Genomic DNA, 26,329 nt, shown 5'->3' with positions numbered 1-26,329 from the left:
CGCCACACGGCGGGAGCCGAAGACGAGTCACTGGCGGGGTTTCAAGCGGGCGTGGGGCAGCTCCGGGGCGGGCAGGGTGTCTCTCCACTGCGGGGGGAACCGCCCGTACTGGCGCGGTTGTCCGGTGTTCGGGTGTGCGCGTTCGTGCTGCCACCGCTGACGGTGGGCGACGATCTCCTCGTGGTCTCCTCCGACGAAGTTCCACCACATGACGATCCGCTCCCCGAGGGGACGCCCGCCCAGCAACAGCATCCGTGCCGGATCTCCCGGTGCGGCCTGGAGGGTGAGCCGGTCGGGGCCGGTGTCCCGACAGACCAGTTCTCCGGAGTTCGCCCGGACCCCGGCGACGGTCACCGCGCCGGTGTCCACGAGCACTCCGTGTTCGAAGGTGGGGTCGACCTCCAGGTCCAGTTCTCTTCCCGGCCGCAGGGTGATCTCGGCGCCGAGCAGCGGGGTGTAGGTGGGTACCGGCGAACTCCGGCCGAGCAGGCTGCCCAAGAACACCGACACGCGGGCTCCGTCCCGTTCCAGTGGTGGCGGTGCGTAGCTGTCGAACGCGGGGTCGGTGAGGCGGTGGCGTTCGGGCAGCGCCACCCACAGCTGCGCCCCGCGCAGGACACCTGTGTCCGCTGTGGAGTGTTCGGAGTGGGCGATTCCGGACCCGGCTGTCATCAGGTTGAGTTCGCCGGGACGAACCAGCGCGTGCGTTCCGCGGGTGTCGCGGTGCTCCACCTCGCCGTCGAACAGCCAGGAGACGGTTTGCAGTCCGGTGTGCGGATGCCCGGGCACCCGCATGCCGCCGGTGGTCGCGACGTCGTCGGGTCCGTAGTGGTCGACGAAGCACCAGGCCCCGATCAACGAGCGTTGCCGCTGTGGCAACGTGCGGCGCACCGTCATCGCCCGCGGCCCACCCAGCGGCACCTCCCGGGGCCGCAGCAGCCGGGTTCCCCCGCTCTGGTCTTCGGCGTTGGTGCAGGTCAGCTCCGCCGGGGCGGTTTCCAGGTTGCTCATCGTCTCCCCCTCACGGCGGGGTGGTCCGGTCGGTGTCCCCCGAGTATGCGGCACGGTGGCGTGGAGGGACCGCTGGAGCGGCGCGGCGGTACCTCCGCCGGGAACACGGTGTGGTGGGTGATGCCGGAACCGGGATGGGCACCTTTCTGCTGGAAAACGCCGCCGAACTCGGCCGTGCCGCTGGGGTGGGCATGTTCCGACTCGACTGCGCGGAGTCCAACGAGGTGCTGCGTTCCTACTACGCTGTCCACGGATTCCACGAGGTGGGGCGACACCACGTGCCCGGACTGTTTCCCGTGACCCTGTTCGAGAAGCGGATCTGAGTCTTCCGGCCGCCGCTCGCTGTTCGGTGGCGGGCGGTGATCACGGGCGGGCAGACTGTCCGTATGGTCACTCGTTCCGACGTCGACGTCGCCCTGGACCGCGTGTCCGGACACATCAGACGCACACCGGTGCTGGAGCTTTCCGCCCAGGAGTTTCCCGAGGCGGCGAAGGTATGGCTGAAACTGGAACAGCTGCAGCTCACCGGCTCGTTCAAGGCTCGTGGTGCGTTCAACCGAGTGCTGTCCGCCTCGGAGGAGGAGCTTGCCGCCGGGGCGGGCGTGGTGGCGGCTTCCGGCGGCAACGCGGGACTGGCGGTGGCCCGCGCGGCGGCGCGGCGGAACCTGCCCGCCCGGGTGTACGTCCCGCAGACCGCTCCGGAGGTGAAGGTGGCCAAGCTGGGCAGACTGGGCGCGCACGTCGTGCGGGTGGGGCGCGAGTACGCCGCGGCCTACGACGCCGCGATCGAGGACGCCGCCGACTCCGGGGCGTTGTTCTGCCACGCCTACGACCAGCCCGAGATCTGTGCGGGCCAGGGCACGTTGGGTTCGGAGCTGCTCGACCAGACCGGCGGCCAGCTGGACACGATCCTGCTGGCCGTCGGAGGTGGCGGGCTGATGGCCGGGGTGGCCGCGGCCACCGAGTCCCGCGCGCGGGTGGTGGGTGTCGAACCCCGTGCCATCCCCACGCTCACTTCCGCGCTGGCGGCGGGGAAACCGGTCGACGTGGACGTGTCCGGGGTGGCCGCCGACTCGCTCGGTGCCTCCCGCCTCGGGGGGATCGCCCACCGGGTGGCCGTGCGTACGGGAGTGGAGTCGGTGCTGGTCGACGACGCCGACATCCGCTTCGCGCGGGAACACCTGTGGCGCGAGTACCGCCTGGTGGTCGAACACGGCACCGCCTCCGCCTGGGCCGCGCTGTTGTCCGGGGCCTACCGGCCCTCCGAGGGGGAGCGGGTGGCCGTGGTGCTGTGCGGGGCCAACACCGATCCCGCCGACCTGGGATGAGTCCCGAACCCGGGGAGCCGAACGGTCTCCGACGTGGGCCGGGCCGCACCGGGTCCGGTGAACGCGGAAACCGGTGCGGCCGGACGGTTCGGCGTGGCTCAGGCGGAGCTGCTCTCGCGTTCACCGCCCGCCAGATGGTTGTCCACGGCCTCGGCGATGTAGGCCAGGCCCGCCTCGCTTCCGGGTAGCGTGTCGACCAGGGTGAGGAAACCGTGGGTCTGTCCGGGGAAACGCCGCTGCCACACCCGCACCCCGGCCTCCTCCAGTCGTCGCGCGTAGGCCTCCCCCTCGTCGCGCAGCACGTCGTGTTCGGCGGTCAGCACCACGGTCTCCGGCAGCCCGGAGAGGTCCTCGGCCCGCAGCGGGGACGCCTCGGGGGCGAGGCGGGCCCGCACCTCGGGGAGGTAGTGGTCCCAGAACCAGATCATGGTGTCCCTGGTCAGGGTCACCTGGTTCTCCGGCGCGGTGTAGGAGGCGGTGTCGAGGTCGCAGTCGGTGACCGGGTAGACCAGGATCTGCATGGACGGTTGGGCCGTGGCGGTGGCGGCGGCCCGCGCGGAGACCACAGCGGCCAGGTTGCCGCCGGCACTGTCCCCGGCGACCAGCAGCGGAACCGGGCCCGCGGCGAGTCGTTCGCGTTCGCGGTCGGCCCACAGCAGTGCCGCCCAGCAGTCCTCGACCGCGGCGGGATGGCGGTGTTCCGGCGCCAGCCGGTAGTCCACCAGCACCACCGAGCATCCGGTACGAGCGGCCAGCACCCGGCCGAACACCTCGAACTCGTCGACGCTGCCGAGCACCCACCCCCCACCGTGGTAGTAGACGATCAGGGCACGTGGGGACTCCACGGGATGCAACACGCGGGCCGGGACGGTGCCGTCGGGGCCCGCTGTTTCGACGTCCTCCACACTGTGCATCTCGGGGGCGGCGGCGGTTGTGGAGGAGAGCTGGCCGACCATGGCCGCACGGGCCTCGGGCACGGTCAGCTCGTGCGGTGGTGTGGCGTCGCTGTCGGCCATCGCGGCCACCAACGCCCTGGTTGCCTCGTCCAGAGCCATGCGGAACAACTCCCCGGTCGTCTCGGCGGGAACAGCACTGTACACAGTGGTGTGTGCTCGTGACGTTCGACGCAACGGCCGGTGCTGTTCCGGTATTCCGGGCGGACGCGCCCTGACGGAGGAGTCCGTCAGGTGTGCTCCTCCGAGTGCACCCGCGTGGTCCTCTCGGTGGCCAGGCGGATCTCGGCGGCGAGCTGGGGGATGGGCATGGCCACGGTGGTCTGCGAGATGTTCACCGGTGTTCCGGTCATCCTGGTGCTGGTGCGCAGCAGGAACCCCTTGAGTCCGGGGACACGTCGCAGGAGCTTCTCCGGGTCGTCGAGCACGATGCTCAGCACCCGCTGGGTTCCGTCGACGTCGGCCATCGCCCCGGCTATCTCGTCCCACGGGATGAAGCCGACGCTGGTCAGCGAGGCGTGGTCGCGCAGCCCCGCGTTGTCCAGCAGCACCACCGGTCTCGGCCGGAACAGGCGCAGCGCGCCGTAGACCAGGCACGCGCCGAAGAAGGCCACCCCCAGCCCGCCCGTGGCCAGGAACAGTCCGGCCCGCGGGGCCGAGCGCATGGCGGTGAGCGCCTCGTAGCACATGAACAGTCCGAACAGGGCGAACACCAGCGCACCCAGTGTCACCAGCGACAGCCGGACCCTGTTCGGGTACACCGCCAACAGGTAGCCTGGCTCGCCCGGGCTCGCGGACCGCTGGAACGTGTTCATCTCTCCTCCTGGCTCCCGCCTGGTGGCCGCGTGTGTCAGGTGGTGGGCACTCCCGGAGCGGAAAGCCTGCCATCCCGGCGGGAACGGGATGGTACCGGGCGGGCGGGAGGGGCCGATTCTGCCTAAAACCGGCCGCTGGTGCTCAGTCCTTCGACGGCGGCCGTGGCCAGCAACAACAGCACGACCACTCCGGCCGTCCACAGTGCGCTCGGGATGAGCAGTGCGCTCAGCACGACCAGCACGGCACACGTCGGATGGGCGAGTCCGGGCCGGTCCTGGCCGGGCAGCACCCCGAACAGCCAGAGGCTCAACAGCACCACGGCGACGGCGACCGCCAGCGGCAACGCCGCCCAGCGTTGCGTCCCCGGTGCGGCGGTGCTCTCGGCGAGCAGACGCGCGGCCCCGCCGACGGCACCCATCGCCCCGACGAGCAGGTAGTGTCCGTACTCCCAGATCCGGGCTCCCCCGCCCGCGGCCACCGTGGCGTGCGGCACCGCGTGGTACAGCCACAGCAGCGCCACGGCCGCTGTCGCCGTGGTGACCGCGACGACGAGCAACGGCCCGTTGCCGGGGGACTCCAGCCCGAGGCGGAGGGCGTACACGGTGGCCACGATCACCTGGGCGGCCACGGTCAGGGTGAAACGCCCGTAACGACCGGCGAGGTGGCCGGGGTTGGTGGGCAGCGACCCGCCTCGCCGCGCCCACGGAGGTACGGCGACCTCGCAGAGCGCCAGCACCAGGAACGCGGCCAGCATCCACCGTTCCGGCAGTGCGAGCCTGCCGAACCAGGCCAGCTGCAACAGCACCATACCGAGGGCGAACCGCAGGCAGGTGGCCCGGCGTGCCGGGTCTCCCACGGCCGCGCGGACCCACTGCGCGGCCAGCGGCAGCCGCATGACCGCGTACCCCACGGTGATCACGACGAAGTCCCGTTCCGCCACGGCACCGGGCACCCCCGCGGCGAGTGTGGCCGCCCCGAGGATGAGCAGTGTGGTCACCATCCAGGTGAGACCGTCGTCGGTGTCGTAGGCCGAGCAGAACCACGCGAAGTTGAGCCAGGCCCACCAGATCGCGAAGAACACCATCGCGAATCCGAGTACCGCCGTACCGACCGCCCCGGTGCCCAGCAGTTCGGCCAGCCGTACGGCGGCGAAACCGGAGGCCGCGGAGAAGGCCAGGTCGAACAGCAGTTCCAGCTGGGTCTGCCCCCGCGACTCGGCGGGGTTTCGGGCACGCATGGGCCGGTACAGCGGCCGAGCCAGGGATCCCGCGCGGGCCGCCATGCCTCAGGCGTGCGCGACGGTGGGTCGGGCGCTGCTGGAGTAGACCGCCAGCCCCAGCATGCACAGCGTGGACAACCCCGCCAGCACGATCGGGGTTACGGCGTGGGTGACCAGTGCGAACACCGCCAGCAACACCAGCAGCAGCAGGACCACCACCCGCGAGACGGCGAGTTTTCCGGTGCGGGCGCGAATGTAGAGCAGGTTGCCCAGCAGGTACAGCCCCGGCCCGCCGGTGACGCAGCCGACGACGGCCGCGTCGAGGTGCCCCAGCGGGTGCAGCGTCACCTGCTCGATGGAGACGGCCAGCACGATCGCCCCGGCGATCATGACCGCGTGCGCGTAGGCGAACGCCGACCGGGCGATCGCCGTCTGGTGGCTTCCCTCCGGGTCGTGTTCGACCTCGTGGCTGATGCGGAAACCGAAGTAGTTCCACCACAGCAGCACCAACCCGGCGAAACCGAGCACGGTGGCGGCGATCACGGGTGCGGTCAGCTCCACGTCGATGAGCGCGAAGCCCATGATCAGGATCGACTCGCCCAGCGCGATGATGAACACCAGGCGGTTGCGTTCGGCCAGGTGTTCGCGGTGCAACGGCCAGGTGTGCTCGGGTCGGTTGCCCAGCCCGGGCAGGTAGAACCGCACCAGGGGGGCCGCGTAGTCGACCACCACCGCCACCACCCACAGCCACAGCTGGTGGGCGGGGGCCAGTGCGCCCGCGATCCAGAACACCCCGGCCAGCACGCTCCAGACCAGCAGGTGGGTGTAGTTCCTGCCGAGGGGCAGCCCCCGGCACGCCCACACCACGAAGGCGGTGCGCACCACCTGGAGGAACACGTAGCAGCCCGCGAACAGCAGTGCCTCGTCGTCGAAGGCGGCGGGCAGGGACACGGACATACCCAGCGCGGCCAGCATGAGCACCGCCAGCAGCACCCGCACCGCCGTGTGTTCCGGGTTGAGCCAGTTCATCGCCCACGCCGTGTAGTTCCATCCCCACCAGACGGCCAGGAACAGCACGGCCGTCTCGACGATGCCGAGACCGGTCAGGTGCGCGAGCAGGAAGTGGGACAGCTGGATCACGGCGAAGACGTACACGAGGTCGAAGAAGAGTTCGATCGCGCCGACCTCCGGGGCCTCGCCCGTACGGCGTTGCCGGAGTACGGATTCCCCGCCGCTGGTGTGCATGGGGCGGAGAGTAGCAACCGGACGGCCCTCGGTCCCGGAAGGCGACGCCCGTGTCGGTGCGCGAGGGGAGTTCCTCGGCGTTCCCGAGTGGCCACGAACTGCGTCCCGGAACGGGAAAAGGTCGGCTGCCCTGCGGTTATCGGTTCCGTTTGTGGGGCTACGAAAAGGTTGTGTTTCCCGGGCCGCGGGGCGGCCGCCTAGCGTCGACGGTGTGGTCGGTGCCGACGCGCCGACCGTGCCGACACGAACGGGGAGGGACGAGCATGACCGGCACGTTGAGTGACAAGGTGGCCGTGATCGGCGGAGGGGCCAAGAACCTGGGCGGGTTGTTGGCCACGACCTTCGCCGAACGGGGGGCTAAGGTCGTGGTGCACTACCACGGCGACTCCTCGGCCGAGGACGCGGACAGGACCGTCGAGGCCGTGCGCCAGGCTGGGTCGCGGGCGGTCCCGGTGCAGGCGGAGCTGACCCGACTGAGCGAGGTACGGCGGCTGTTCGACACGGCGGTGGACACCTTCGGCGGCGCCGACATCGCCGTGAACACCACCGGGATGGTGCTGCGCAAGCCGATCCTGGAGACCACCGAGGAGGAGTACGACCGCATGTTCGCGGTCAACGCCAAGGCGGGCTACTTCTTCATCCAGGAGGCCGGGCGCAGGCTCCGCGACCACGGCAGGATCATCAGTCTGGGCACCTCGTTGCTGGCGGCGTTCACCGACGGCTACTCCACCTACGCGGGGGGCAAGGCGCCGTTGGAGCACTTCACCCGGGCGGCGGCCAAGGAGTTCGCCGACCGGGGGATCTCGGTCAACACCGTGGCTCCGGGGCCGATGGACACTCCGTTCTTCTACCCGCAGGAGACGCCCGAGCGGGTGGAGTTCCACAAGTCGCAGGCCATGGGCAACCAGCTCACCCGGATCGAGGACATCGCCCCGATCATCGAGTTCCTGGCCACCGACGGGTGGTGGTTCACCGGCCAGACCCTGTTCCCCAACGGCGGCTACACCACCCGCTGAGGAACGAGGCCGTCGAGGACAGCGGTCGGAGGCTACCCGGGCCGGGGCGCCTCCGGAGGAGGTGGTCTCGCCACGCGCCCGCCCGCGCGTTCCCGGTTAGGCTGGTCGTGGTCACCACCGCGAACCGGGACGCGACACATGGGTCTGGACCTGCACAAACTGCACCATCTCGTCGCCGTGGCCGAGGAGGGCAGTTTCACCCGCGCCGCCAAGCGGCTGCACCTGTCCCAGCAGGCGCTGTCCACCTCGATCCGCGCCCTGGAACGGGAGGTCGGCGTGGCCCTGCTCGACCGGGGTGCCAGCACGCTCACCGTGCTGCCCGCCGGACAGGCCCTGATCGCCGACGCCCGGATGCTGCACGGCCTCGCCCGTTCGGCGGTGCACCGGGCCCGCCGCATCGGCCGAGGGGAACCCGAAACCCTCAGCGTCGGTCACACCCCGGCCGTCACCGGTGAGGAGGTCACCACCCTGCTGGCCCGGGCACACCGCACCCGTCCCGAGCTGGCCTCGCGCATTAACCAGCGTTACCCGCACGAACTCGTCGAGCAGCTGCTGGCCGGAGACCTCGACCTCGGTCTGTGCCGGGCCATGACGCCCGTCCACGGACTGACCCGCAGCCTGCTGACCCACCACCGTCTGCACGTGGCCGTGGCCGCCGAGCACCACTTGGCCGACCGCGCCACCGTCGACCTCGCCGAGCTGGCGGAGGAAACCGTCATGGTCTGGGGGACACCGGGCCGTTCCGGTTACACCGACCTGCTCGTCGAGCACTGTCGTCGGGCCGGTTTCGAACCCCGCCTGCGGCGCAACCCGGTCCAGGGCACCCCGCCGACCACCGCCGTGCTCGGCACCGACCACATCGCCTTCGTCACCGCCGCCCCGGGCTGGGTGGCGGACGGTCGGGTCCGCGTGCTCGAGCTGCGACCGCCCCACTTCGTTCCCCTCCACGCGCTCTGGCCCCAGCACACCACCCACCACGCCCGCGAGGCCTTCCTCGCCGCGACGACCGACTGACTCCCCGGCTTCCCGACCACCGGCGAGGGCCCTTCTCCGGTGTCTCCGGTGACTCCACGGCGTCCATCCGGGATGCGGGCAGCCGCGCCGACGCGGGCCGTTTCGTACGTGCCACCCGGCGGGTCCGGTGTGGTGTTCCGCCGTATCGTGGCCGGGGCCGGCTGTTCGTTTGAACCACTCGTGCCGTGGGTAACAGCCGATCAAGCGACAACGTCGAACCACGAAACGGAGTTCGCGGTGGGTATTCTCAGCTGGATCCTGTTCGGACTGATCGCCGGAGCGGTGGCCAAGCTGATCCTTCCGGGCAAGGATCCGGGCGGGATCATCGTCACCATCCTCATCGGCGTCGTCGGTGGGTTGCTCGGTGGCTGGATCAGCACGACCGTCTTCGACGGGGCGGGAGTGTCCGGTTTCAACCTCGCCAGCTTCCTCTGGGCCGTGGTCGGCTCGCTGATCCTGCTGGTCCTGTACCGCCTGGTCTTCCACCGCAGCAGGTCGTAGTGCGCACGGCCGCCGTGCCGCTTCTCGGTGGAACCGGCACGGCGGCCGTGGGACTCAGCGCAACGCCAGCGGCAGGTAGGTCGCCCCGCGCAGCTCCTCCGCGTCGATGGTGTGCGGGGTGTAGTCGATCTCGGCCAGCCGTTCCCGCATCCGCCGCACCGGGTCGGCCCTGCGGGTCGGGCTGCCGATCATGATCGCCGCCCAGGGCTGTTCGGTGGAGCGGAAGAAGACGCGGGTGTCGAAGGTGCGCCCGAGCTGTTGCCAGGGGCGGCGCAGGCTCTCCACGGTCTCGGCGGTGGGAAAGCTCAGGTGCGGCCTGCTCACGTGGGTGCTGAGCACCCCGCCGGGGGTGAGCAGCCTCCGGTAGGTCTCGAAGAACTCCTGGCCGTACATGGCGTTGTGGCCCTCGGTGGAGTCCTGGTCCTCCTCGGGCAGGTCGAGCACGATCACGTCGTAGCTGTCGCCGCGCCGCAGCGCCTCGGCGACGAAGTCCGCCCCGTCGGCGTAGTGCAGTCGCACGGGGCCTTCCCAGTGCTCGGCACGTTTCACGTCCTCGGGGGTGTAGCCGAAGGGCAGGTGGTCGGCGCACAGCCGCACGCACTCGGGGTCGATGTCGACGTGGTCGACGCGTTCCGCGCCGAGTTCGGCGGCGATCTGGGGCACGGGCCCTTCGCTGCACCCGATGACCAGCACCCGTCGCACCCGTTCGGCCAGCAACGCGGCCGGTATCAGTTCGGCCTCGTGGAAGGCCAGTTGTCCGCACTCGGCGCTCTGGGGGTTGTCGTCGCAGAACAGGGTGACCCCGAGGCGGGTGCGTGCGATCAGCATCCGTTGGAACTCGGTGTCGGCCGTGCAGTGCACCTCGTGCAGCCGCCACAGATCCGCCACGTCCTCGCGTATGGGTTCGCGCAGCCAGGAGCCCGTGGTGTTCGCCATCCTCACCGCCGTTTCCTGCTAGCCGATGCGGGCCGAAAGTCAGTTCGGAGTCACTCCGAATACAGCGTAGGAGCGCCCGGAGGGAAGTGCTGTGGGTGGGTCTCCGGGCACGTCCGGATCGAGTGAGCTCATTTCATGTATTGCTACTCGACAGTAGCTCGTGTGTACTCTCTCCGTTGTGTCTCGGATCACTCTAGAGCAGACTTTTCCGGATCCCGGAAGCGGGGTGGGACGGTCTGCCCTTCCGTTCGGAAAGGAAACGACACCGTGCGCCGATTACTCACGCTCGCCGCGGCGGCGCTCACCACGCTGCTGTGTGCCCAGCCCCTCGCCCCGCTCGCCGGCGCCGCCGAGCAGACCGGTTTCGCCGTCAGCAGGGAGGCCATTCCCGGCGCGGGAGGCGTGACCCTGGACGCCAAGGTCGTCGAACCGACCGGTCCGGCGCGGGGACCCCGCCCCCTGCTGGTGATGCCCGCCAGCTGGGCGGTGCCCAACATCGAGTACCTGGGCGCGGCCTCCCGGCTGGTGCACGACTCGGGCTACGTCGTGGTCACCTACACCGCCCGGGGGTTCTACGCCTCCGAGGGAGAGGTGGAGGTGGCCGGTCCGGAGGACGTCGCCGACGCCAGCCGCGTGATCGACTGGGCGGTGTCCCACACCTCGGCCGGTGCGGAGAACGTCGGCATGGCCGGGATCTCCTACGGGGCCGGGATCAGCGCCCTGACCGCCGCCGAGGATCCCAGGGTGGACGCCGTGGCCGCCATGAGCGGCTGGGCCGACCTGGCCGCGTCGCTGTACCCGAACGACACGGTCAGTGCGGGCGCCGCCGAACTGCTGCTCGGCATCGGGCACGTGACCGGACGTTTCGGGGAGGACCTGCGTGAACTGGAGCGGGCCTACCGCGAGCACCGCACGGAGGAGGCGCTGCACCTGGCTCCGGAGCGTTCCCCGGCCAACCGGGTCGAGGAGCTCAACGAGAACGGCACCGCCGTGCTGCTGGCCAACGCCTGGCAGGACTCGTTCTTCCCTCCCAAGCAGATCACCGACCTGTTCGGCGCGCTGAACGGGCCCAAACGGCTGATGCTGGCCCCCGGCGACCACGCCACCCCGGAGGCCTTCGGCGCCGCCGGTCTGCCCAACCGCATCTGGGAGCGGGCCACGGAGTGGTTCGACCGGCATCTGCGCGGGGTGCGCAACGGTCTCTCCGACAGCGCGGTGGAACTCGAACCGCTCAACGGCTCCGGGTGGCGTGAGTACCCCTCCTGGGAGGCGGTGACCACCGAGACCAGTCGGTTCCGCCTGACGGAGCCGGTCTCCGACGGCTTGCTGCGTCCGGAGACCGGCGAGCTGGTCGAGGGGCCGGTTTCCGACTGGCAGCACCGGATCGACGTGGGGGATCCCACCCTGGCTCGCAGCGGCACCGTCATGCTCAGCGGCCTGCTTCAGGGCTTCGCGCGTGTTCCGGTGGGGGTCTCGGTTCCCCTGGTCGACCGGGACGACGCGGCCGTGTGGAGCTCGGAACCACTGTCGTCCGAGGCCACGGTGAGCGGCACCCCGCGGCTGCGGCTGCCGGTTACCCCGACCGGGCGGGAGGTCTCGCTGTTCGCTCATCTCTACGAGGTGGGGCCCCTGGGCAAGGGAAGTCTGATCACCCACAAGCCGATTACTGTGCGTAATGACGAGTCGGGAGTGCCGAGCGAGGTGGACCTGGCACTTCAGCCTGTGGTGTGGAACGTCTCCGCGGGTAACCGGCTGGTGCTGGTGGTGGACACGGTGGACGCCCGGTACCGGGAGGAGGGCGGCGGCTCCGTCGCCTTCGGCTCCTCCTCCACGGCTCCGGCGGAGCTGCGCATACCCTTCGGATGAGGTGGCGCGGGGCGCGCTCCTCCCGAAAACAATCAAGGAAACCTGGTTGTCCGGTCGGTTTTCGCGTTGACCGACCGGGCTTCCGGGAAACGACACGAATTGTGTGCGGGCGGAAGCGCAGCGCGTTTTTCGGATGGGAAGATCCCATTCTTCAGACCGGCCGGTAAGCGAGTGTTCCACAATTCCCGGAAGTGCCTGTACCGTGGAACCATGACGGATGTTCGGCCCCCCGGGGTACGGGGTGGCGGCGCTCGCGGAGGGCCCCACCGGGGTTCACTGAGCCGCATATCAGGGGATATGTACGCTCGGGGCGTGGACATGCAGCGCCCCAGCGCCGCACGCATGTTCGATTACTACCTGGGGGGGACGGCCAATTTCGCCGTGGATCGACAGGCCGTCGACCGGTTGCTGGGGGAAGTCCCCGAGGTGCAGGTTTACGCGCGCGCAACACGCGCTTTTCTCGGAAGAATGATTCGCTTTCTCTGTGGTCGCGGAATTGATCAGTTCCTCGATCTGGGTTCGGGAATGCCCACGGTCGGCAACGTGCACGAGGTCGCCCAGCGCCGGTGCCCCGAGGCCAGGGTGGCCTATGTGGACATCGAGCCGGAGGTGGTGGCCCACTCCGGACAGCTACTGCGTGGAACCGAACGGGTGACGGTCACCCAGGCGGACATCCGGGATCCGGAGACCGTGCTGGCCGCCCCGGGGGTCACCGAGCTGCTGGACTTCAGCCGTCCTGTGGCGGTGTTGGCCGTGTCGATCCTGCCGTACGTCTCCGACGAGGACGACCCGGTGGGGATCATGGCCCGCTACCGGGACAGTTGCCCACCCGGCAGCTATCTGGCCGTCTCCCACGGGACGGCGCTGACCATGTCCGCCGAGCAGGTGCACAGCAGTGAGAACGCCTACCGCGACACCCACACCCCGGTGATCATGCGTGACCCGGAGCGGATCCGGGAACTGCTGCCCGGATACGAACTGGTCGAACCCGGCCTGGTCCCGCTGCCCGAGTGGCGTCCCGAACCGGACGTCAACGCCGCCCAGGACGGCACGGCCTCGGCGAACGGGGTCGCCGCCGTGGGATACCTGCCGGACGAGCCGCTGCGGGCGTGATAAGAGTCGGAGCCGCTCGGCGGTCGCGGAGCGCCGAAGGTGTTCGTTCCGGTGTCAGCGGGCGGTCTGTGGTGAGCGACAGGGGAGGACTTCATGTCGTGTCCTTTCTCAGGCCATGACGAGGTTGCCGAACGAGATGACGAGCACCCCCACGATGCCGAGCCACAGGACGAGCCGCGACGTCCTCGTAACACGTTGATTTCTGGTAATCAGGGCAGTCGAGGTCAGGCAAAGTAGGATGCTCACGAATCCGAGGCTTGCGGAAAAGATTTCCCAGATCATGGACCGCCCGTAGTCTCTCGCTCGTCGACGTCGGTTCTCTCTCAGAGACTTTATTCTACCGTGGATCGACCGTGGATCGACGTTTCCCGGTTCGGCCGACAGCACGCCATCGTCCGTGCGGCACCGTGAGGATCGAAGGGATGGATCTTCAGGAGGTTAGCTGTCCACGGCGGTCTGTTTCCCCTGCCCACGGGGCTGGATCCCCGGAGGTTCGTCCACAGCGGAGTGATTTATCGCGGTGTGTGCGCTCTCGACGGTTCGAAGAACTCGCCGCCCGGAACTGTCGCGGTGAGGTTGACACCTCGGAAAAACCCGCCCGAGAGTCTTGCCGGATGTGGCGTGTTTCCCGTCTTCCCGTCCGGAACGAATCGTGCGAATCGGTGGTTTTTCCCGGTGTGCGACTTCGGAAGGGAGATGTTTCGGACGAACGGTAACAATCTGATCCTTTTCGTGTTCGAAACTGTTCGGATGTTTCCCCTCGTGCTTTTTCCGTGTGTTCTTCCTCTCCGTGCGGGTGTTCGACGGGATCGTTCGTGCGGGTGTGGTGCCGCTCGCGGGGCTCCTTCCTGAGGGAGTCGTCTCCTGCGGGGCTGCCGATGTCCGAGATCGTGCTGTTCGGTGTGCAACCTCACGCCGGAGTGTTCCGTCAGACGGGACTCCCGGTCGCGTGGTTGGCGACTAGTGACCAAGTAGTTGACCTGGCCACTCTTTCGGGTGACCTTTGGACGCGTTCCGATCACAAAGCGACGAGATCGCCGTCCACGAAGGAGCCCATCTTGTCCTTAGCGCGCATCGCATCCCGGGCAGCCGCCGCGGCACTGATCGCCGTCGGCATCGCCGCCCCGGCTCAGGCCGCCGCCTCCGCCGAGACCCCCGCTCCCGAACCGATGATCATCGACGGCGACTACGCCACCGACGCCCCCTGGGCCGCGCGGATGTTCGCCGACGGCAGGGAGATGTGCAGTGCCAGTGTGATCGCCTCCCAGTGGGTGCTCACCGCCCAGCACTGTGTCCAGGGAGCCAACCAGATCAGCTTCCGGGTGGGCAGCCTGGACCAGACCCAGGGACGTGAGGTCTTCGCCGCCGCCGGCGGAGTCCACGTGCACCCCAGCGCCGATTTGGCCCTGGTGAACGTGCGCAGCAGCGTCGACGTCGAGTACGCCCCGCTGGGCGAGCGCGGCGACGCCCAGCTCTGGGAGACCGTGCAGACCTACGGATGGGGAGCCACCTGCACCGACCGTCCCGAGGCCGAGTGCCAGTCCCAGCGGCTCAAGGTCGCCGACGTCACCGTGACCAACACCTCCTGCTCGGACTACCGCGGCGGCACCGCGATCTGCGCCTACCGCGGTGACGGCATCCCCGCCGGCGGCGACTCGGGCGGGCCGATGTTCGCCAACGCCCCCGACGGCGAGTACGTGCAGGTGGGCGTGGCCTCCACCAGTGACCGTTCCAGCCGTACCGCCTACACCAGCGTCGCCGAGTACCGGGGCTGGATCGAGTCCTACGCCGGGGTGTGACCGGCGACACTGAACAGCACCGCGTCACCGGCGGTCCCCGTCCCGGGGGCCGCCGGACGTGTGTCCGGGGCGTGGCGCGGGTCCGGTGAGCCTCCGTCGCGGGGTTCCTCAGGAGGCCGCCGCGAACCTGACCCGCATGGAGAAGACCTCCTCGTCCTCCAACAGCGCCCTGAGCAGGAGCGTGTGACCGCGCTTGTCGGAACCGTCCACCTCGGCCCGCAGCTCCACGTCCCGTTCCGCCGGTACGAGACGGCTGGCGTGGATCAGTTCCAGATTCCACGGGATCCGGCCGGACGCCGGTGCGATCCTTTCCCCCAGCCTCATGCCGAGGCGTTCCAGTCCGGAACCGAGCATGGCGATCGGCAGGGTGGGAAATCCCGGGAAGTGCCCGGGACAGTCCTCGAGACGGGGCGTGATCGTGGCCGAGGCCGATCGCGTGTCCAGCCGCACCCGCCGGAGTTCGGGAGGAGTGGCGTACGGGCTCGTCGTCGGGGACGCCGGTTCGTCGTCGCGACGTGTGTGGGAGAACACCCGCTCGAAGGCCTCGGCGGAGAACACGGCGAACTCCAGCTCCAGCCGGAAGAGCGGTTCCTCCGAGGAGGTGAGGATCGTGCTCGTGGTGGTGGCCGCGCGTTCCGAACGGAACTCCCCGGTGGCGTGTCCGGACAGGGGGCCCGTGGGCTGGACCCGAGTGCTCAGTCTGTCGAGACCGCCCCGGTAGGCCAGATAGTAGTGACGACGTTCGTCCGAGGTGCTGGAGGCCGCCGCGCACAGTCCCAGGATCGCCGAGTGCCGCGCGGCCTCGGACATGCTCAGCGGAGCCTGGTCACCGGGTGGCTGTTCCACGGGCACGGCGCAGACCGCCTCCCCCGTGCGGGGGAAACGCACCCCACGCAGCGCGAAGTAGGGCTCACGGACGCCTACCCGCTGGTATACGTTCTCGTCGATCTCCGTGTTCATCGGTGCCCTTCGCCCGGCTCGGTCACGGGGCGACCCGCCGTGTTCTCCGAGTACCGGCCTGGAAACCGGCGAGACGGTCGCCCGCCTTCCCCGGCGAGGGTGGACACGGTGGCTGACTCACCGCTGACAGGACGCTGACGCCCCTCGGTGGTCTCAGCCCAGGCTCAGGTACCTGCGGTCGTTGAACTTCTCCCCGACGCAGGAGGAGCCGAGGTCGTGACCGATGCGTTCGATCACGTCGGCCAGCTCCAGCCTGTTGAGCCAGTCCCGGGGCAGGGCCGCCGTGCCGTGGCGTGCGCCGAGGATCGCCCCCGTGATGGCGGCGGTGGTGTCGCTGTGCCCGGAGTGGTTGACCGACAAACGCAGCGCGTCACGGAACTGCTCGCGCTTGGGCAGTGCCAACGCGCAGTACACCCCGATGGCCAGCGCCTCGGGGCCGACCCATCCCTGCCCCAGTCGCTGGATGTAGGAGGTGCGCACGTCGATCCGGGCCAGGGTGGCCGCGTCGGCCAGGGCAGTGGCGGTCTCCCCGTCCTCGCGCAGCACCCGCCCGGCGGCCTGGTCCACCGCCTGCGGGAGGCGTCTGCCCTGGACCGCCAGCAGGTGGATCAGGGCGGCCATGGCTCCGGCGGAGGCCCATCCTCCGGGGGCTCCGTGGGTGAGGGCGCCGAACTGGCAGCCCAGGGTGTAGGACATCTCCACGGTGGGGGCGAAACCAGCTGCGGCCGCCCGGTCGACAGCACCGCATCCCTTGGAGGTGTTGGCGGGCTGGTCCGGGGTGCCGAGAATCTCCTCCTGCAGGGCGCGCAGGCTGGTCAGGCCGGGGGAGCGGTTGGCGTAGAGCTCGTGCTCGGCCATGAGGCCGGTGGCCCCGTAGTGGGGTTTGCTCTCCTGTTGGGTGATCAGCCACCGTCGGTAGGCCGCCGCGGTGGCTTCCACGGGACGCCACTTGCCGCCGTTGTTGCCGGTCGCCCAGGCGTGCAGATAGCCCTCGCCGGTGAACAGCAGCATCTGGGTGGCGTCGCCGAGCAGGGCCTGTGGTGGTGGTTCGACGACTCCCTCCGGTCCGTAACGGGTGCGTATCTCGCCGTGGTCGGCGAACTCGACCGGCACGCCGAGGGAGTCACCAAGAGCAGCACCGAGCAGGCACCCCACGGCACGATCCACCACTGTGGACGATGTCGACACGCGGGATACCTCCACAGTGCTCCGGGTGGTGTTCGGGCGCGAGTCCCGACTCTACTGGGCGTCGTGAGTGCCTGTCTTGGAACCGTGTCCGCGAGACCGGGGGTCGAGGGGAGGGTGGCCCCTCTCCGGGCGGGACGCGCACCGGGCGGTGACGGGTTCTCGCCACGCCCCTCGGATGCGGACGTGACGGTCGTCCCGGACTCTCCGGGGTGACTGCCCTGTTCACGTGGTGTTCTCCCGCTGGTCCGGAACCGGTTGCCGGGCACTCCCCCGTCGAGCGTGGCAGACGGGTGACACCCGGTCTCATTCGAGTTTGCTCACATTTTGTGGTTTTTTCCTCCCTGGGAAGGTGAACACTCCCCCATTGGGGTGAGCTGAGGTGAAGCCTGCCACGTCTGTCGGTTCGTGTGGTTACCGTGGATCGGTTTCGTCGACATTCATCCACACGAGGGAACTTTCGTTCATAACGGAAAAACGGGAAAACTGACGTGGGACCGATCTTCGGGGGGTTATGCCACCGGACGACAGCTCTCCCGGCGGGCCGAGCCACGGCTACGAGTTCAGACTGCTCGGTCCGTTGGAGGTGCTTCACCACGGCGTGAGTCAGCCGCTGGGCAACTCCGCCGTGCGCAGCGCGCTCGCCTGCCTGCTGCTCGAACCGAACCAGGTCGTGTCCATGGACCGGCTCATCGACGCGCTCTGGGGAGAGCACCCCCCGCGCACGGCGCGCACGATCATCCACGGCTACGTCTCCAGGCTGCGCAAGCTGCTCACCCCTCGGGAGGGTGAAAGTGACCCGGAGGCCCCCGAGATCGTCACCCGTTCCCCCGGATACCTGCTGCGGGTGGACAGCGAGCGCATCGACGCCCACCGCGCCCGCGCGCTGATCAACCGGGCCGGCAACCTGGAACCGGCGGAGCGTTCCCGCGCGCTCACCGAGGCGTTGAACCTCTGGCGGGGTCCCGTCTTGGCCGACATCTCCTCCGACAGGTTGCACCGCATGGTCGCGCCCAACCTGGACGAGCTGCGCCTGATGGCGCTCGAGGAACGCGTCGCCGCCGACCTGGAACTCGGCAGACACCGCGAGCTGGTGGTCGAACTGTCCGAGCTCGTGGAGCGGTACCCGCTGCGGGAACGCCTCACCGGCCAACTGATGCTCGCCCACTACCGTTCCGGGCAGCGTGCCCGCGCCCAGGAGTGCTACCACGAGCTGCGGGAGTGGCTCTCGGACGAACTGGGACTCGACCCCGGCCCCGACCTCCGCACCCTGTACGAGCGGATGCTGCGCGACGACGAGAGCCTGCTGCTGCCCCGGCGAAGCCCGACGGGCGGTTCGGGCTGCGCCGAGACCGGGGTCACCGCCAGTCCCGCGGAACTGCCACCCCGGGTGGCCGGTTTCGTGGGACGCTCCGCCGAGCTGGCCGCCCTGGACAGGATGCTGGACGAGGAGGACCGGGGCTCCGCGAGCCTGCTGGCCGCCGTCACGGGAACCGCCGGGGTCGGCAAGAGCGCGCTGGCCGTGAACTGGGCCCACCGTGTGGCCGACCGGTTCCCGGACGGACAGTTCTACGCCGCGCTGCGTGGTTTCGACTCCGAACGCCCGCCGCTGTCGCCGGGGGAGGTGCTGACCGGATTCCTGAAGACGCTCGGCATCGCCGACGACGTCATCCCGGTCGAGTTGGGGGAACGCGCCGCGCTCTACCGCTCGCTGCTGGCGAGGCGCCGCGTGTTGATCCTGCTCGACGACGCCAGGGACGCCGACCAGGTGCGGCCACTGCTGCCGAACAGCTCCGGCTCGCTCGTACTGGTGACCAGCAGGCGCAGACTCGACGGCCTGGTCGTGCACAACGGGGCCCGGACGTTGCCGTTGGAGACGCTGTCCCCGTCGGCGGCGGTGGAGCTGTTGGACACGGCCGGAGTTCCGGGAAGGGCCAGGTCCGAGCCGCAGGCGGCGCGCGAACTGGCCGAGCTGTGCGGAGGGCTGCCGTTGGCCCTGCGCATCGCCGCCGCGCGGCTGGCCGCGAATCCGGGGCGGGCGGTGCGGGAGCTCGTCGGTGAGCTCACCTGTGAGCGGGACAGGCTCTCCGCCCTGGACATCGACGACGCCGACACCAGCGTCCGCCGGGCCTTCGACATCTCCTACCGGAGTCTGCACCCCTGTCAGGCGCGGACCTTCCGCCTGTTGGGGCTGGTTCCCGGCCACACCTTCACCTCCCACGCCGTGGCCGCGCTGTGCGGGACGGACCCGGACACGGCCCGGCGCAGGTTGCGCGCGTTGACCCTGGCCCACCTGGTGAGCGAGCCCAAACCGGACAGGTTCGCCATGCACGACCTGCTGCGGCTGTACGCGGGTGAGCTGCGTGACTCCGCGGCGGAAGGGGAATCCGACGAGCGGCCGGAGTCCGCCCTGCGCGGTCTGACCGAGCACTACCTGGCCGCCGCCGACCACGCCAGACGGTTCCTGCGTCCACCCCGGGACGAGCTGGACTTCTCCGGGTGGGAGTGGGCGGTGCCGGCCATCTCCGGCAGGGAGCAGGCGCTGGAGTGGTTCGACGCGGAGTGGGCGAACATCGTCGCCGTCATCGACGCCGCCGTCCGGCATGGCTGGGACCGCGTGGTGTGGCAGCTGGTGCGGTTGCAGTTCAACTACCTGATGGTGCGGTGTCCCTGGGAGGACTGGGTGCGGATCTACACCAGGGGGTTGGAGTCAGCACGCCGGTTGGACGATCCCGACGGCAAGGTGCTCATGCTGGCCGGTCTCGGGGTGGTGCACTCCCGCTCGGGGACCCCGGAGGTGGCACTGAAGTACTACGCAGAATCGTACTATGTGGCCTCCACCCTCCCCGAACGGGGGAAACTGGCCATGACCCAGGTGAACATGGCCAGCGCCCTGTTCCGAACGGGGCGTTACGCGGACGCGCGGCGGCACTGCGAGGAGGCGCTGTGCACCTACCGCGCCGAGGGGGACCGCTACGGCGAGGCCGGAGCCCTGAACAACCTGGCCCAGGTGGATCAGGTCTTCGGGCACCACTCGGCCGCCCTCGACCGGTTGCGTCAGGCCGAGCGGCGCTACCGGGAGGCGGACGATCTCGAGATTCTGGCCATGGTGTTGAACAACTGTGGTGAAGTGTGTGTGGAACTGGACAGGATGGACAACGCGCGACGCTACTACGGGGAGGCGCTCGAGGTGGCACGGCAGTGCGGCTCCACCATGCGGCAGGCCGCCGCCTACCTGGGCCTGGGCGACGTCGCCTCCCTGCGCGGTGACACGGCAGTGGCGCGTCGTCGCTGGGAGACCGCGCTGTCGATCTTCGAGGCGGGCGGTTCCCCCCGGGCGGCGGAGCCGCGCGCACGGCTGGCCGAGCACGGCTCGGCCGGGGGAGAGTGAGGCACCGGTCAGGGGTGCGTCCGCGTTTAGTCGTCGTTTAGTCCGTGATTAGTCGCTACTGCCAATCTGTGCCATGTGCGCTTCGGCAGTCGCGGACACCGCGGACCGGAACGCACCGCGCGGTGACTCCTCGGGGGGAACGGGGTCATCCGCGCACAGCGGCGTGCGGGTGTGGTCCTCGGGCCGCACACTGCCGCCGAAGGGGTCAGGTTGGTCCGGGCAAGGGGGACCGGAAGGACATGGGGGTGAGCGCGGGCTCCGTGTGCTGGGGGTACGGACGGCACGGAGTCCGCGCTCGTGTTCTCGGCGAGGTCCTTTTCGGAAGACCTCGGGGTCATCCCGGGAACGAGGCGGGTTCCCGCTCCGAGTCCTCCGTGGCGGAGGACTCCACCGGCAGGGGGCGGGGTCGTTTGGGTCCGAGACCGTCGCCGGAGGAGACCCCACGGATCCGGCGGCCGACCCACGGGCCCAGGTGATGTCCGACCCAACGCAGGTCCTCGCCGCGACGTTCGCTCCACGGCCGGTGGGGTTCCGGGGGCCACGGTGCGCGCCAGTCCCCGGCGGGCTCCAGCCCGAGCACCTCGGCGGCTCGCAGGGCGACGCGGCGGTGCCCCTCCGGGGAGAGGTGGAGTCGGTCCGCGCTCCAGGCGCGCCGGTCCTGAAGCACCCGCATGGACCACAGGTCGAGGACGTGGCATCCGTGACGCTGGGCCGTGGCCCACAGGTGCGAGTTGTAGGTGCCCACCTTGCCGCGCACCAGCCGCATCACCGGCGTCTGTCTGGTGTCGAACCCGGTGCCGATCAGCACCTCGGCCCCGAGGGCCCTGATCCGGGCGACGGCCGCGTCGAACCGGCGGGCCAGCTCGTCGGGATCGGTGAACGGGCGGATGATGTCGTTGCCCCCGGCGGTGAAGGCGACCAGGTCCGGCTGTGTCTCCAGGACACGGGGGAGTTGTTCGTCGAGGATCTGGTCCAGCAGCTTGCCGCGTACCGCGAGGTTGGCGTAGCGCAGCTCCGGGTTCGCCACGGCCAGCTCCTCGGCCAGCCGGTCGGCCCACCCGCGGAAGCTCTCCCCCTCGGGACGGGGGTCGTTGAGACCTTCGGTGAAACTGTCGCCGAGGGCCACGAACGTGTTCCAGCGTGAGGCGGTGCCGTCCCCTTCCGGCTTCCGCCCGTGTTCCCCCAGCGTTCGCTGTCGCTCGTAGCTCATGCGACTGCCTTTCGTGCTCTATGTGTCCTTTTTCCGCGGAGCCGCCACCGGGCAACACCCTGGACCCGTGTTGTTGACCTACGCCACCGTCGGTACGTGTTCGGTGATGAACAGCACTTTCCTTCCGACGAGATTCTTTTTCACCCGAAGGGCGACTTTTCCGGGCGAACATGTGGTTTCGTATCGTTGAACACGCTCGTCGACCGATGCGGACGAAAGTAGCCCGAAAGGCGCGCACGAACGTACGAGAGCTGCTACCGTCCGGCGAGGGTGAGACGATGATCAAGGGGACGTGTCGAGATCGGGAGTGGCCGAACGGTGCCGCATCGATCACCTGAACGGGGAACGCGAAGCGGAACTGGTGACGTCGGAGCGGGTGTGTCCGTCGGCAGCGTCGAAGCTCTGGGGGAGTCGTGACGAGTCCACGTGATCCGATGGCCGGGACGACCGGACAACGACGACAGTCCCCGGGGTTTCCGCACCGGCGACAGCGTCCCGAGACGTCACCCGGAGGTGCTCCGCCCGCCTCCGGCGGCAACGGTGCCGAGGGCGCGGGCAACGCGCGCCCGACGGCCCCACCCCAGCACGGAGGAACCGTGGCGGAAACGCCGGGACAGCCCCAGCGGGCGGGCCAGCCCGAGACGTCGCCCCCCGCCGGTTTCCCGGTACCCGACCGTTTCGACCTGCGCGCGGAGTTCACCGCGGCGGCCGTACAGTCCGATCCGTTGGCGCTCTACACCCGGCTCGAACGGTTACCGCAGCACTTCGCCCAGCGGTTCCCGCGTCGGAATCCTGGTTCGTCGACGACGGGGACGAGTTCGGTGCTGTCCGGAGACCTCGACGGTGGTCCGGTTGGGTCGAGCGGGGAGACCGCTCCGGAGGAGACCGCCGCGCGGGCCCCGGCGGGCGCCTCCGGTGCGTCCTCGGTCGGATCCGCCCGGCACCTCCCGCATGTGGCGGGTTCCCTCCCGGAACCGGCACCCACCACCCACGCTCGGTCCACAGCGGAGGGTGTTCCGTCCGCGGAGCCGAACGTGTCGACGGCAGGGGATGCCGGGGACGCGGAGCCGGAACGTTCGCCGACACCGGCCTCCTCCGCCCCGTCGACGGGGGAGAACGCGGATCCGCCCGGCCCGGCCGAACGCACCGAGATGATCATCGGTGTGGCCGGCCCGTTGGCCTCGGAGCCCACCGGGGTGGACTCCGCCGGTCGGCGGGAGAAAGCTCACGGGGCGGAGCCCTCCGAGGACGACCGACCGACGACGCGGATCCCGCCGGTGCCCGCCGAGGCGGAGGGGGTGTCCTCCGCACCGGATCTCGCCCGTCGGCGGTCTCCGGCCACGGAGAATCCCGGTCCCGAGCCGGGTTTCTCCGCCCCCGCCGCGCCCGGGACACCGGGAAGGAACCGACCGGTGAGCAACGGCGTGGACGCGGCGAGCCCCCCCGGCCACGGTGGCCCCGTTCCCGGGGGCCCGGTCCCACCCCCGGCAACCCCGAGGGGCACCCCCGGCCCGACAACGCCGCAGGGACCGCCCGGAACTCCGCCCGCCGGGCCGCCCGGCGGTCCCGTCCCCGTTCCGGGCGAGCGGTCCGGCGCTGGACCGGAACGCCGTGGGGCGGAGTCACCCTCCGGTAACTCCTCCGGGGAAACTCCCCGGGACCGGACGGGTCCGGAGGAGCGATCAGCGGGCGAGGGGCCCCGTTCCGGCGTGCGTCCCCCGAGGTACGAACCCCGCCCGGACGGGGGGTTCGGCCCCATGGGATCGGGTTCGTGGGTGGCCGGGGGGATGAGTTCCCGCTTCGCCTCCCGCGCCAGGGAACGCCCGGAGAACGAGGAGCAGGAGGACTCCGACAGGCCACGTCTCAACGAGCTGCGCAGCGGACAGGGCTACCACTTCGAGGACGAGGACGAGCGTCCGCGTTTTCTCGTGCACACCGACGACGCGGCGGGTGGTGCCGACTTCGGGGAGGACCGGCTGGTCGCCCCGCCCGTGATCGGCGAGGGGCCGGTGGGATACGGCTTCTGACGAGGTCTTCGGCACGGTCCGGTCCGTCTCCTTCGCGGAGGACGAGGACCGGTTTTCGAGAACAGGCAGGTGAGCGGGGGCGACCGTTACCCCGCGAGCACCTTTGCGAGGGACGCCCGTACATGGTCGAGACGATCAACCTTTCCCTGTCCGCTGTCGGCGTGCTGGGAGCACAACTGAACCTGGACGTGCGGCAGTACCCGTTCGAGTTCCCTCCCACCGGCGGGACTCCGGAGGAACGGGACGAGCTGACCAGGAGGGCGTGGGCCGAGTTGGAGTCGGCCGGTCTGGCCAGCGGGGGAGAACCCGAACCCGAGGTGGCCGACGCCCTGTACCTGATGTGCAGTTCCGAGGTCTCCGTGGCGGCGGCGGGACTGCTGGACATCCGCGGCGGACTGCGGTTGGCCGCCCGCGCGGTCTCCACCGGGGAGGTGGGGGTCGTCGGCGTGATCACCGCGCACGGACTGCGACTGGACTTCATGGACCCCGAGACGCTGCCCGAGGTGTGTGTCCGGCTGCTGCCACGGGCACCCGCCGGCAGGGGCGGACCCGTGCGGGTTCCCGTGGAGACGCTGCGGCAGCGGGCGCGGAACACCGGTGAGGAGCGGGACGCGGGCCCCACGGAACCGGAACTGCTCGCCCGGGCCCCCAAGTACCGCATCGGGCACTTCGTGGTGAGCGGAAACGAGGGGGAGCCGTCCCGACTGCCCGGGATCGTGTGGTTCGACACCGAGCACGGCCGGTACTCGATGCGTCGTGCCGATGACTCCGGGGGGTCGGTGCTCGACTGTTCCCCGGTGGACCACCGGGGGCTGGTCGCGCAGCTCACCGAATCGCTCGAACGGGTGAGAAGGAACTAACCCTCGTAGGGGAGTGTGACGTAGGACAGGGCACGTTCGGCGACGAGTGCGTCCTCCGGATCAGGTAAGGCAGGCTTAAGTTGTGAGCCGTGACAGCGCCGCCACCGAGACCGGTGGCCCCGACGAGCGCGATTCGTTGATGCGGGTGCTCGGTGGGCGTGCCTCCGCCGTCGACGCCAGTGTGCCCCCCGTGGCCTTCGGGGCGGTGTGGGCGTTCAGCGACGGTTCGATCGCCGCCGCCGGGGTCGCCGCCGTCGGAGTGGGGGCGGTCATCGGGGCGTGGCGGCTGATCCGGGGGGCACGTCCCCTCGCGGTGCTGCTCAGTCTGCTGGCCGTGACCGTGGGGGCGCTCGTCGCGCTGCGCACCGGGCAGGCCGCCGACTTCTACCTGATCAGGGTCGCCTCCAACGCGGCCAGCGGACTGGCGTGGATGACCAGCATCGCGGTGCGGTGGCCGCTGCTCGGCCTGGTGGTGGGCACCCTGCTCGGGCAGCGGACGACGTGGCGTCGCGACCCCGAGCTGCTGCGGGCCTACAGCAGGGCCAGCTGGGTGTGGGTCGGGCAGTACCTCACACGACTGGTGGTCTTCGTCCCGTTGTGGGCGGCGAACGCGGTGGTCGCGCTGAGCGCGGCCCAGGTGGTGCTGACCTGGCCGCTGGTGGCGTTGTGCGTGGCCACGAGTTGGTGGGTGCTGCGGCGCACCCTGCCGGCCGACCACCCCGGGATACGGCACGTGCGCGAGTCCGGCTGAGCATCCCCACCGGAACTCGGACTTCCTCAGGCCTGCCGATGGAGCACGGAGTCGGTTCGTTCGCCGAACCACCGCTCGTGCAGCCGCAGCGCCTCGCCCTCGTCGACCAGTTCCCGGGCGGCCAGCCAGGCGGCCCCGATCGCCCCCGAGCCCGCCGTGATCGGCTGTGCCCGGCTGTGCTCGGCCAGCTCGCTACGCACCGCCTGCCCCAACGGTCCCTCCGCGCACAGGAGGCCGCCCGCCAGCACCACGGGCTCCTCGTCCGACTCCGTGTGGACGGACAACACGTCGGTGGCCAGCATGTGGGCCGCGCGGGAGACGATTCCCCGGGCCTTTCCGCCCCCCTCGGAGGCCGAGGCCGTCACCAGCGGCGCCAGTTCGGCCAGTTTCACCGGCCGGTCTCCGACGAACGAGATGAGGCGGCGGCACAGCAGCGCGTCCGACTCGTTCCTGGGCTGGTCGGCGAGCACCTCGTTGAGCACGGAGGCCACCAGCGGGTCGTTCTTGCCCGTCCCCCGTTCGAGGGCCCGGAGCGTGACGCGCACCGCCTCCCGTCCGAGCCAGAAGGCCGAGCCCTCGTCCCCCAGCAGCCACCCGTGGCCGCCCACCGTGCGGGACAGCGCGTGGTTCTCGATACGGGCCACGATCGAGCCGGTTCCGGCGATCAGGGCGGTGCCGTTCGGCTCCGGGGTGCCCGCGGCGAAGGCCACCTCGCTGTCGGAGACGGTGCGCACCTCGCAGCCTAGCCCCAGGCTGCGCCAGGCCTGTTCGTAGCGACCGGCGATGCCGGGATCGCTCAGCTTGCTGATGCCGGCCATCCCCAGGACCGCGGCACCGACCCGTCTCCGGTCGACCCCGGACAACGCCGAGCGGGCGGCCCGGGTGGTCTGTTCCACGGCGTACTCGGGTGAGTGGGAGTTCGGGTTGCCCCCGCCCGCGTGTCCGACCCCCAGCACGCGGGAGTCCAGGTCGGCGAGGACCGCGCGGCTGGAGGTGCCGCCCACGTCCAGACCGAGGACCAGTCTCGTGTCGTCGGTGGTGTCGGTCATGCTCTTTCCGTCCCCCGTGCTCGTCGGTCGTGTCGCCCGGCGTAGCCTGGCGGTGCCCGTCCCACCCCGCCCCCTCGGT

Annotated in this window: 23 protein-coding genes; 12 read left to right on the top strand and 11 right to left on the bottom strand. The window is 70.2% G+C overall.

Translation table 11 applies throughout. From position 1 onward, the window contains the following. Positions 1 to 27: 27 nt before the first annotated feature. Positions 28 to 1,011: a pirin family protein gene (locus ACTMO_RS0116385; RefSeq protein WP_019855770.1), complete on the bottom strand. Its 984-nt coding sequence runs from the start codon at positions 1,009 to 1,011 to the stop codon at positions 28 to 30. A 134-nt stretch (positions 1,012 to 1,145) separates the two neighbouring features. On the opposite strand from ACTMO_RS0116385, the gene ACTMO_RS21325 reads away from it, so the two are divergent. Together ACTMO_RS21325 and ACTMO_RS0116375 are read left to right on the top strand one after the other, a co-directional pair. Further along, a complete protein-coding gene (locus ACTMO_RS21325; RefSeq protein ID WP_157062922.1) occupies positions 1,146 to 1,334 on the top strand; it encodes an N-acetyltransferase in 189 nt (62 codons plus the stop codon). A 63-nt stretch (positions 1,335 to 1,397) separates the two neighbouring features. Next, entirely contained in the window at positions 1,398 to 2,339 is a 942-nt protein-coding gene (locus ACTMO_RS0116375) for a threonine/serine dehydratase (protein ID WP_019855768.1), read from the top strand. 98 nt (positions 2,340 to 2,437) lie between these two features. On the opposite strand, the gene ACTMO_RS0116370 is transcribed toward ACTMO_RS0116375, so the two are convergent. The 4 genes from ACTMO_RS0116370 to ACTMO_RS0116355 all read right to left on the bottom strand — a co-directional run bounded on the left by ACTMO_RS0116370 (position 2,438) and on the right by ACTMO_RS0116355 (position 6,572). After that, positions 2,438 to 3,394: an alpha/beta hydrolase gene (locus ACTMO_RS0116370; protein WP_026449321.1), complete on the bottom strand. Its 957-nt coding sequence runs from the start codon at positions 3,392 to 3,394 to the stop codon at positions 2,438 to 2,440. A gap of 128 nt (positions 3,395 to 3,522) precedes the next feature. Further along, positions 3,523 to 4,107, bottom strand: coding sequence for an STM3941 family protein (locus tag ACTMO_RS0116365; protein WP_019855766.1), 585 nt, complete (start codon positions 4,105 to 4,107; stop codon positions 3,523 to 3,525). A 122-nt stretch (positions 4,108 to 4,229) separates the two neighbouring features. Beyond that, the gene (locus ACTMO_RS21315; protein WP_033401567.1) at positions 4,230 to 5,390 is read right to left on the bottom strand and encodes a low temperature requirement protein A; all 1,161 of its coding nucleotides are present in this window, start codon (positions 5,388 to 5,390) and stop codon (positions 4,230 to 4,232) included. A gap of 3 nt (positions 5,391 to 5,393) precedes the next feature. Further along, on the bottom strand, positions 5,394 to 6,572 hold the full coding sequence (locus ACTMO_RS0116355) for a low temperature requirement protein A (protein WP_019855764.1): 1,179 nt from the start codon (positions 6,570 to 6,572) through the stop codon (positions 5,394 to 5,396). Positions 6,573 to 6,835: 263 nt separating this feature from the next. Here ACTMO_RS0116355 and ACTMO_RS0116350 point away from each other — a divergent pair, with 263 nt between their 5' ends. The 3 genes from ACTMO_RS0116350 (at position 6,836) to ACTMO_RS0116340 (ending at position 9,103) form a co-directional block, all read left to right on the top strand. Beyond that, positions 6,836 to 7,588, top strand: a complete 753-nt coding sequence (locus ACTMO_RS0116350) for an SDR family oxidoreductase (RefSeq protein WP_019855763.1) — start codon at positions 6,836 to 6,838, stop codon at positions 7,586 to 7,588. Positions 7,589 to 7,726: 138 nt separating this feature from the next. Beyond that, on the top strand, positions 7,727 to 8,602 hold the full coding sequence (locus ACTMO_RS0116345) for a LysR family transcriptional regulator (protein WP_019855762.1): 876 nt from the start codon (positions 7,727 to 7,729) through the stop codon (positions 8,600 to 8,602). 237 nt (positions 8,603 to 8,839) lie between these two features. Then, positions 8,840 to 9,103, top strand: a complete 264-nt coding sequence (locus ACTMO_RS0116340; RefSeq protein WP_019855761.1) for a GlsB/YeaQ/YmgE family stress response membrane protein — start codon at positions 8,840 to 8,842, stop codon at positions 9,101 to 9,103. Between the two features lie 54 nt (positions 9,104 to 9,157). On the opposite strand, the gene ACTMO_RS0116335 is transcribed toward ACTMO_RS0116340, so the two are convergent. Continuing rightward, on the bottom strand, positions 9,158 to 10,039 hold the full coding sequence (locus tag ACTMO_RS0116335; protein ID WP_033402016.1) for a spermidine synthase: 882 nt from the start codon (positions 10,037 to 10,039) through the stop codon (positions 9,158 to 9,160). Positions 10,040 to 10,306: 267 nt separating this feature from the next. Between ACTMO_RS0116335 and ACTMO_RS0116330 the strand changes: the two genes are divergently transcribed. Both ACTMO_RS0116330 and ACTMO_RS0116325 read left to right on the top strand, forming a co-directional pair. After that, positions 10,307 to 11,905, top strand: a complete 1,599-nt coding sequence (locus ACTMO_RS0116330; RefSeq protein ID WP_019855759.1) for a CocE/NonD family hydrolase — start codon at positions 10,307 to 10,309, stop codon at positions 11,903 to 11,905. 318 nt (positions 11,906 to 12,223) lie between these two features. Beyond that, entirely contained in the window at positions 12,224 to 13,018 is a 795-nt protein-coding gene (locus ACTMO_RS0116325; protein ID WP_245556311.1) for an SAM-dependent methyltransferase, read from the top strand. 108 nt (positions 13,019 to 13,126) lie between these two features. Here ACTMO_RS0116325 and ACTMO_RS23095 read toward each other — a convergent pair whose 3' ends face one another. Further along, a complete protein-coding gene (locus tag ACTMO_RS23095) occupies positions 13,127 to 13,264 on the bottom strand; it encodes a hypothetical protein (protein WP_157062921.1) in 138 nt (45 codons plus the stop codon). 812 nt (positions 13,265 to 14,076) lie between these two features. Here ACTMO_RS23095 and ACTMO_RS0116315 point away from each other — a divergent pair. Beyond that, complete coding sequence (locus tag ACTMO_RS0116315; protein ID WP_019855756.1) at positions 14,077 to 14,817, top strand: S1 family peptidase; 741 nt, start codon at positions 14,077 to 14,079, stop codon at positions 14,815 to 14,817. Positions 14,818 to 14,925: 108 nt separating this feature from the next. Here the strand turns inward: ACTMO_RS0116315 and ACTMO_RS0116310 are convergent, their stop codons facing one another. Both ACTMO_RS0116310 and ACTMO_RS0116305 read right to left on the bottom strand, forming a co-directional pair. After that, positions 14,926 to 15,777: a hypothetical protein gene (locus tag ACTMO_RS0116310; RefSeq protein ID WP_019855755.1), complete on the bottom strand. Its 852-nt coding sequence runs from the start codon at positions 15,775 to 15,777 to the stop codon at positions 14,926 to 14,928. 153 nt (positions 15,778 to 15,930) lie between these two features. Then, positions 15,931 to 16,965 (bottom strand): ADP-ribosylglycohydrolase family protein, encoded by a 1,035-nt coding sequence (locus ACTMO_RS0116305; protein ID WP_245556216.1) that lies wholly within the window; start codon positions 16,963 to 16,965, stop codon positions 15,931 to 15,933. A 511-nt stretch (positions 16,966 to 17,476) separates the two neighbouring features. Here ACTMO_RS0116305 and ACTMO_RS0116300 point away from each other — a divergent pair. After that, a complete protein-coding gene (locus tag ACTMO_RS0116300) occupies positions 17,477 to 20,353 on the top strand; it encodes an AfsR/SARP family transcriptional regulator (RefSeq protein ID WP_019855753.1) in 2,877 nt (958 codons plus the stop codon). Between the two features lie 334 nt (positions 20,354 to 20,687). Here the strand turns inward: ACTMO_RS0116300 and ACTMO_RS0116295 are convergent, their stop codons facing one another. Then, the gene (locus ACTMO_RS0116295; protein WP_019855752.1) at positions 20,688 to 21,563 is read right to left on the bottom strand and encodes an SGNH/GDSL hydrolase family protein; all 876 of its coding nucleotides are present in this window, start codon (positions 21,561 to 21,563) and stop codon (positions 20,688 to 20,690) included. A 413-nt stretch (positions 21,564 to 21,976) separates the two neighbouring features. On the opposite strand from ACTMO_RS0116295, the gene ACTMO_RS0116285 reads away from it, so the two are divergent. From ACTMO_RS0116285 to ACTMO_RS0116275, 3 genes are all read left to right on the top strand, one after another. Then, positions 21,977 to 23,590: a hypothetical protein gene (locus ACTMO_RS0116285; protein WP_157062920.1), complete on the top strand. Its 1,614-nt coding sequence runs from the start codon at positions 21,977 to 21,979 to the stop codon at positions 23,588 to 23,590. A gap of 122 nt (positions 23,591 to 23,712) precedes the next feature. Further along, a complete protein-coding gene (locus ACTMO_RS0116280) occupies positions 23,713 to 24,450 on the top strand; it encodes an ESX secretion-associated protein EspG (protein WP_019855750.1) in 738 nt (245 codons plus the stop codon). Between the two features lie 82 nt (positions 24,451 to 24,532). Next, positions 24,533 to 25,201, top strand: coding sequence for a DUF3159 domain-containing protein (locus ACTMO_RS0116275; protein ID WP_019855749.1), 669 nt, complete (start codon positions 24,533 to 24,535; stop codon positions 25,199 to 25,201). A 26-nt stretch (positions 25,202 to 25,227) separates the two neighbouring features. Here ACTMO_RS0116275 and ACTMO_RS0116270 read toward each other — a convergent pair whose 3' ends face one another. Then, on the bottom strand, positions 25,228 to 26,250 hold the full coding sequence (locus ACTMO_RS0116270) for an N-acetylglucosamine kinase (protein ID WP_019855748.1): 1,023 nt from the start codon (positions 26,248 to 26,250) through the stop codon (positions 25,228 to 25,230). Positions 26,251 to 26,329: the final 79 nt, after the last annotated feature.

The sequence above is a fragment of the Actinopolyspora mortivallis DSM 44261 genome (assembly GCF_000384035.1).
Classification (GTDB): Bacteria; Actinomycetota; Actinomycetes; order Mycobacteriales; family Pseudonocardiaceae; genus Actinopolyspora; species Actinopolyspora mortivallis.
Note: the sequence above shows the minus strand (reverse complement) of the source record. Positions and strands in the feature narration are given on the sequence as shown.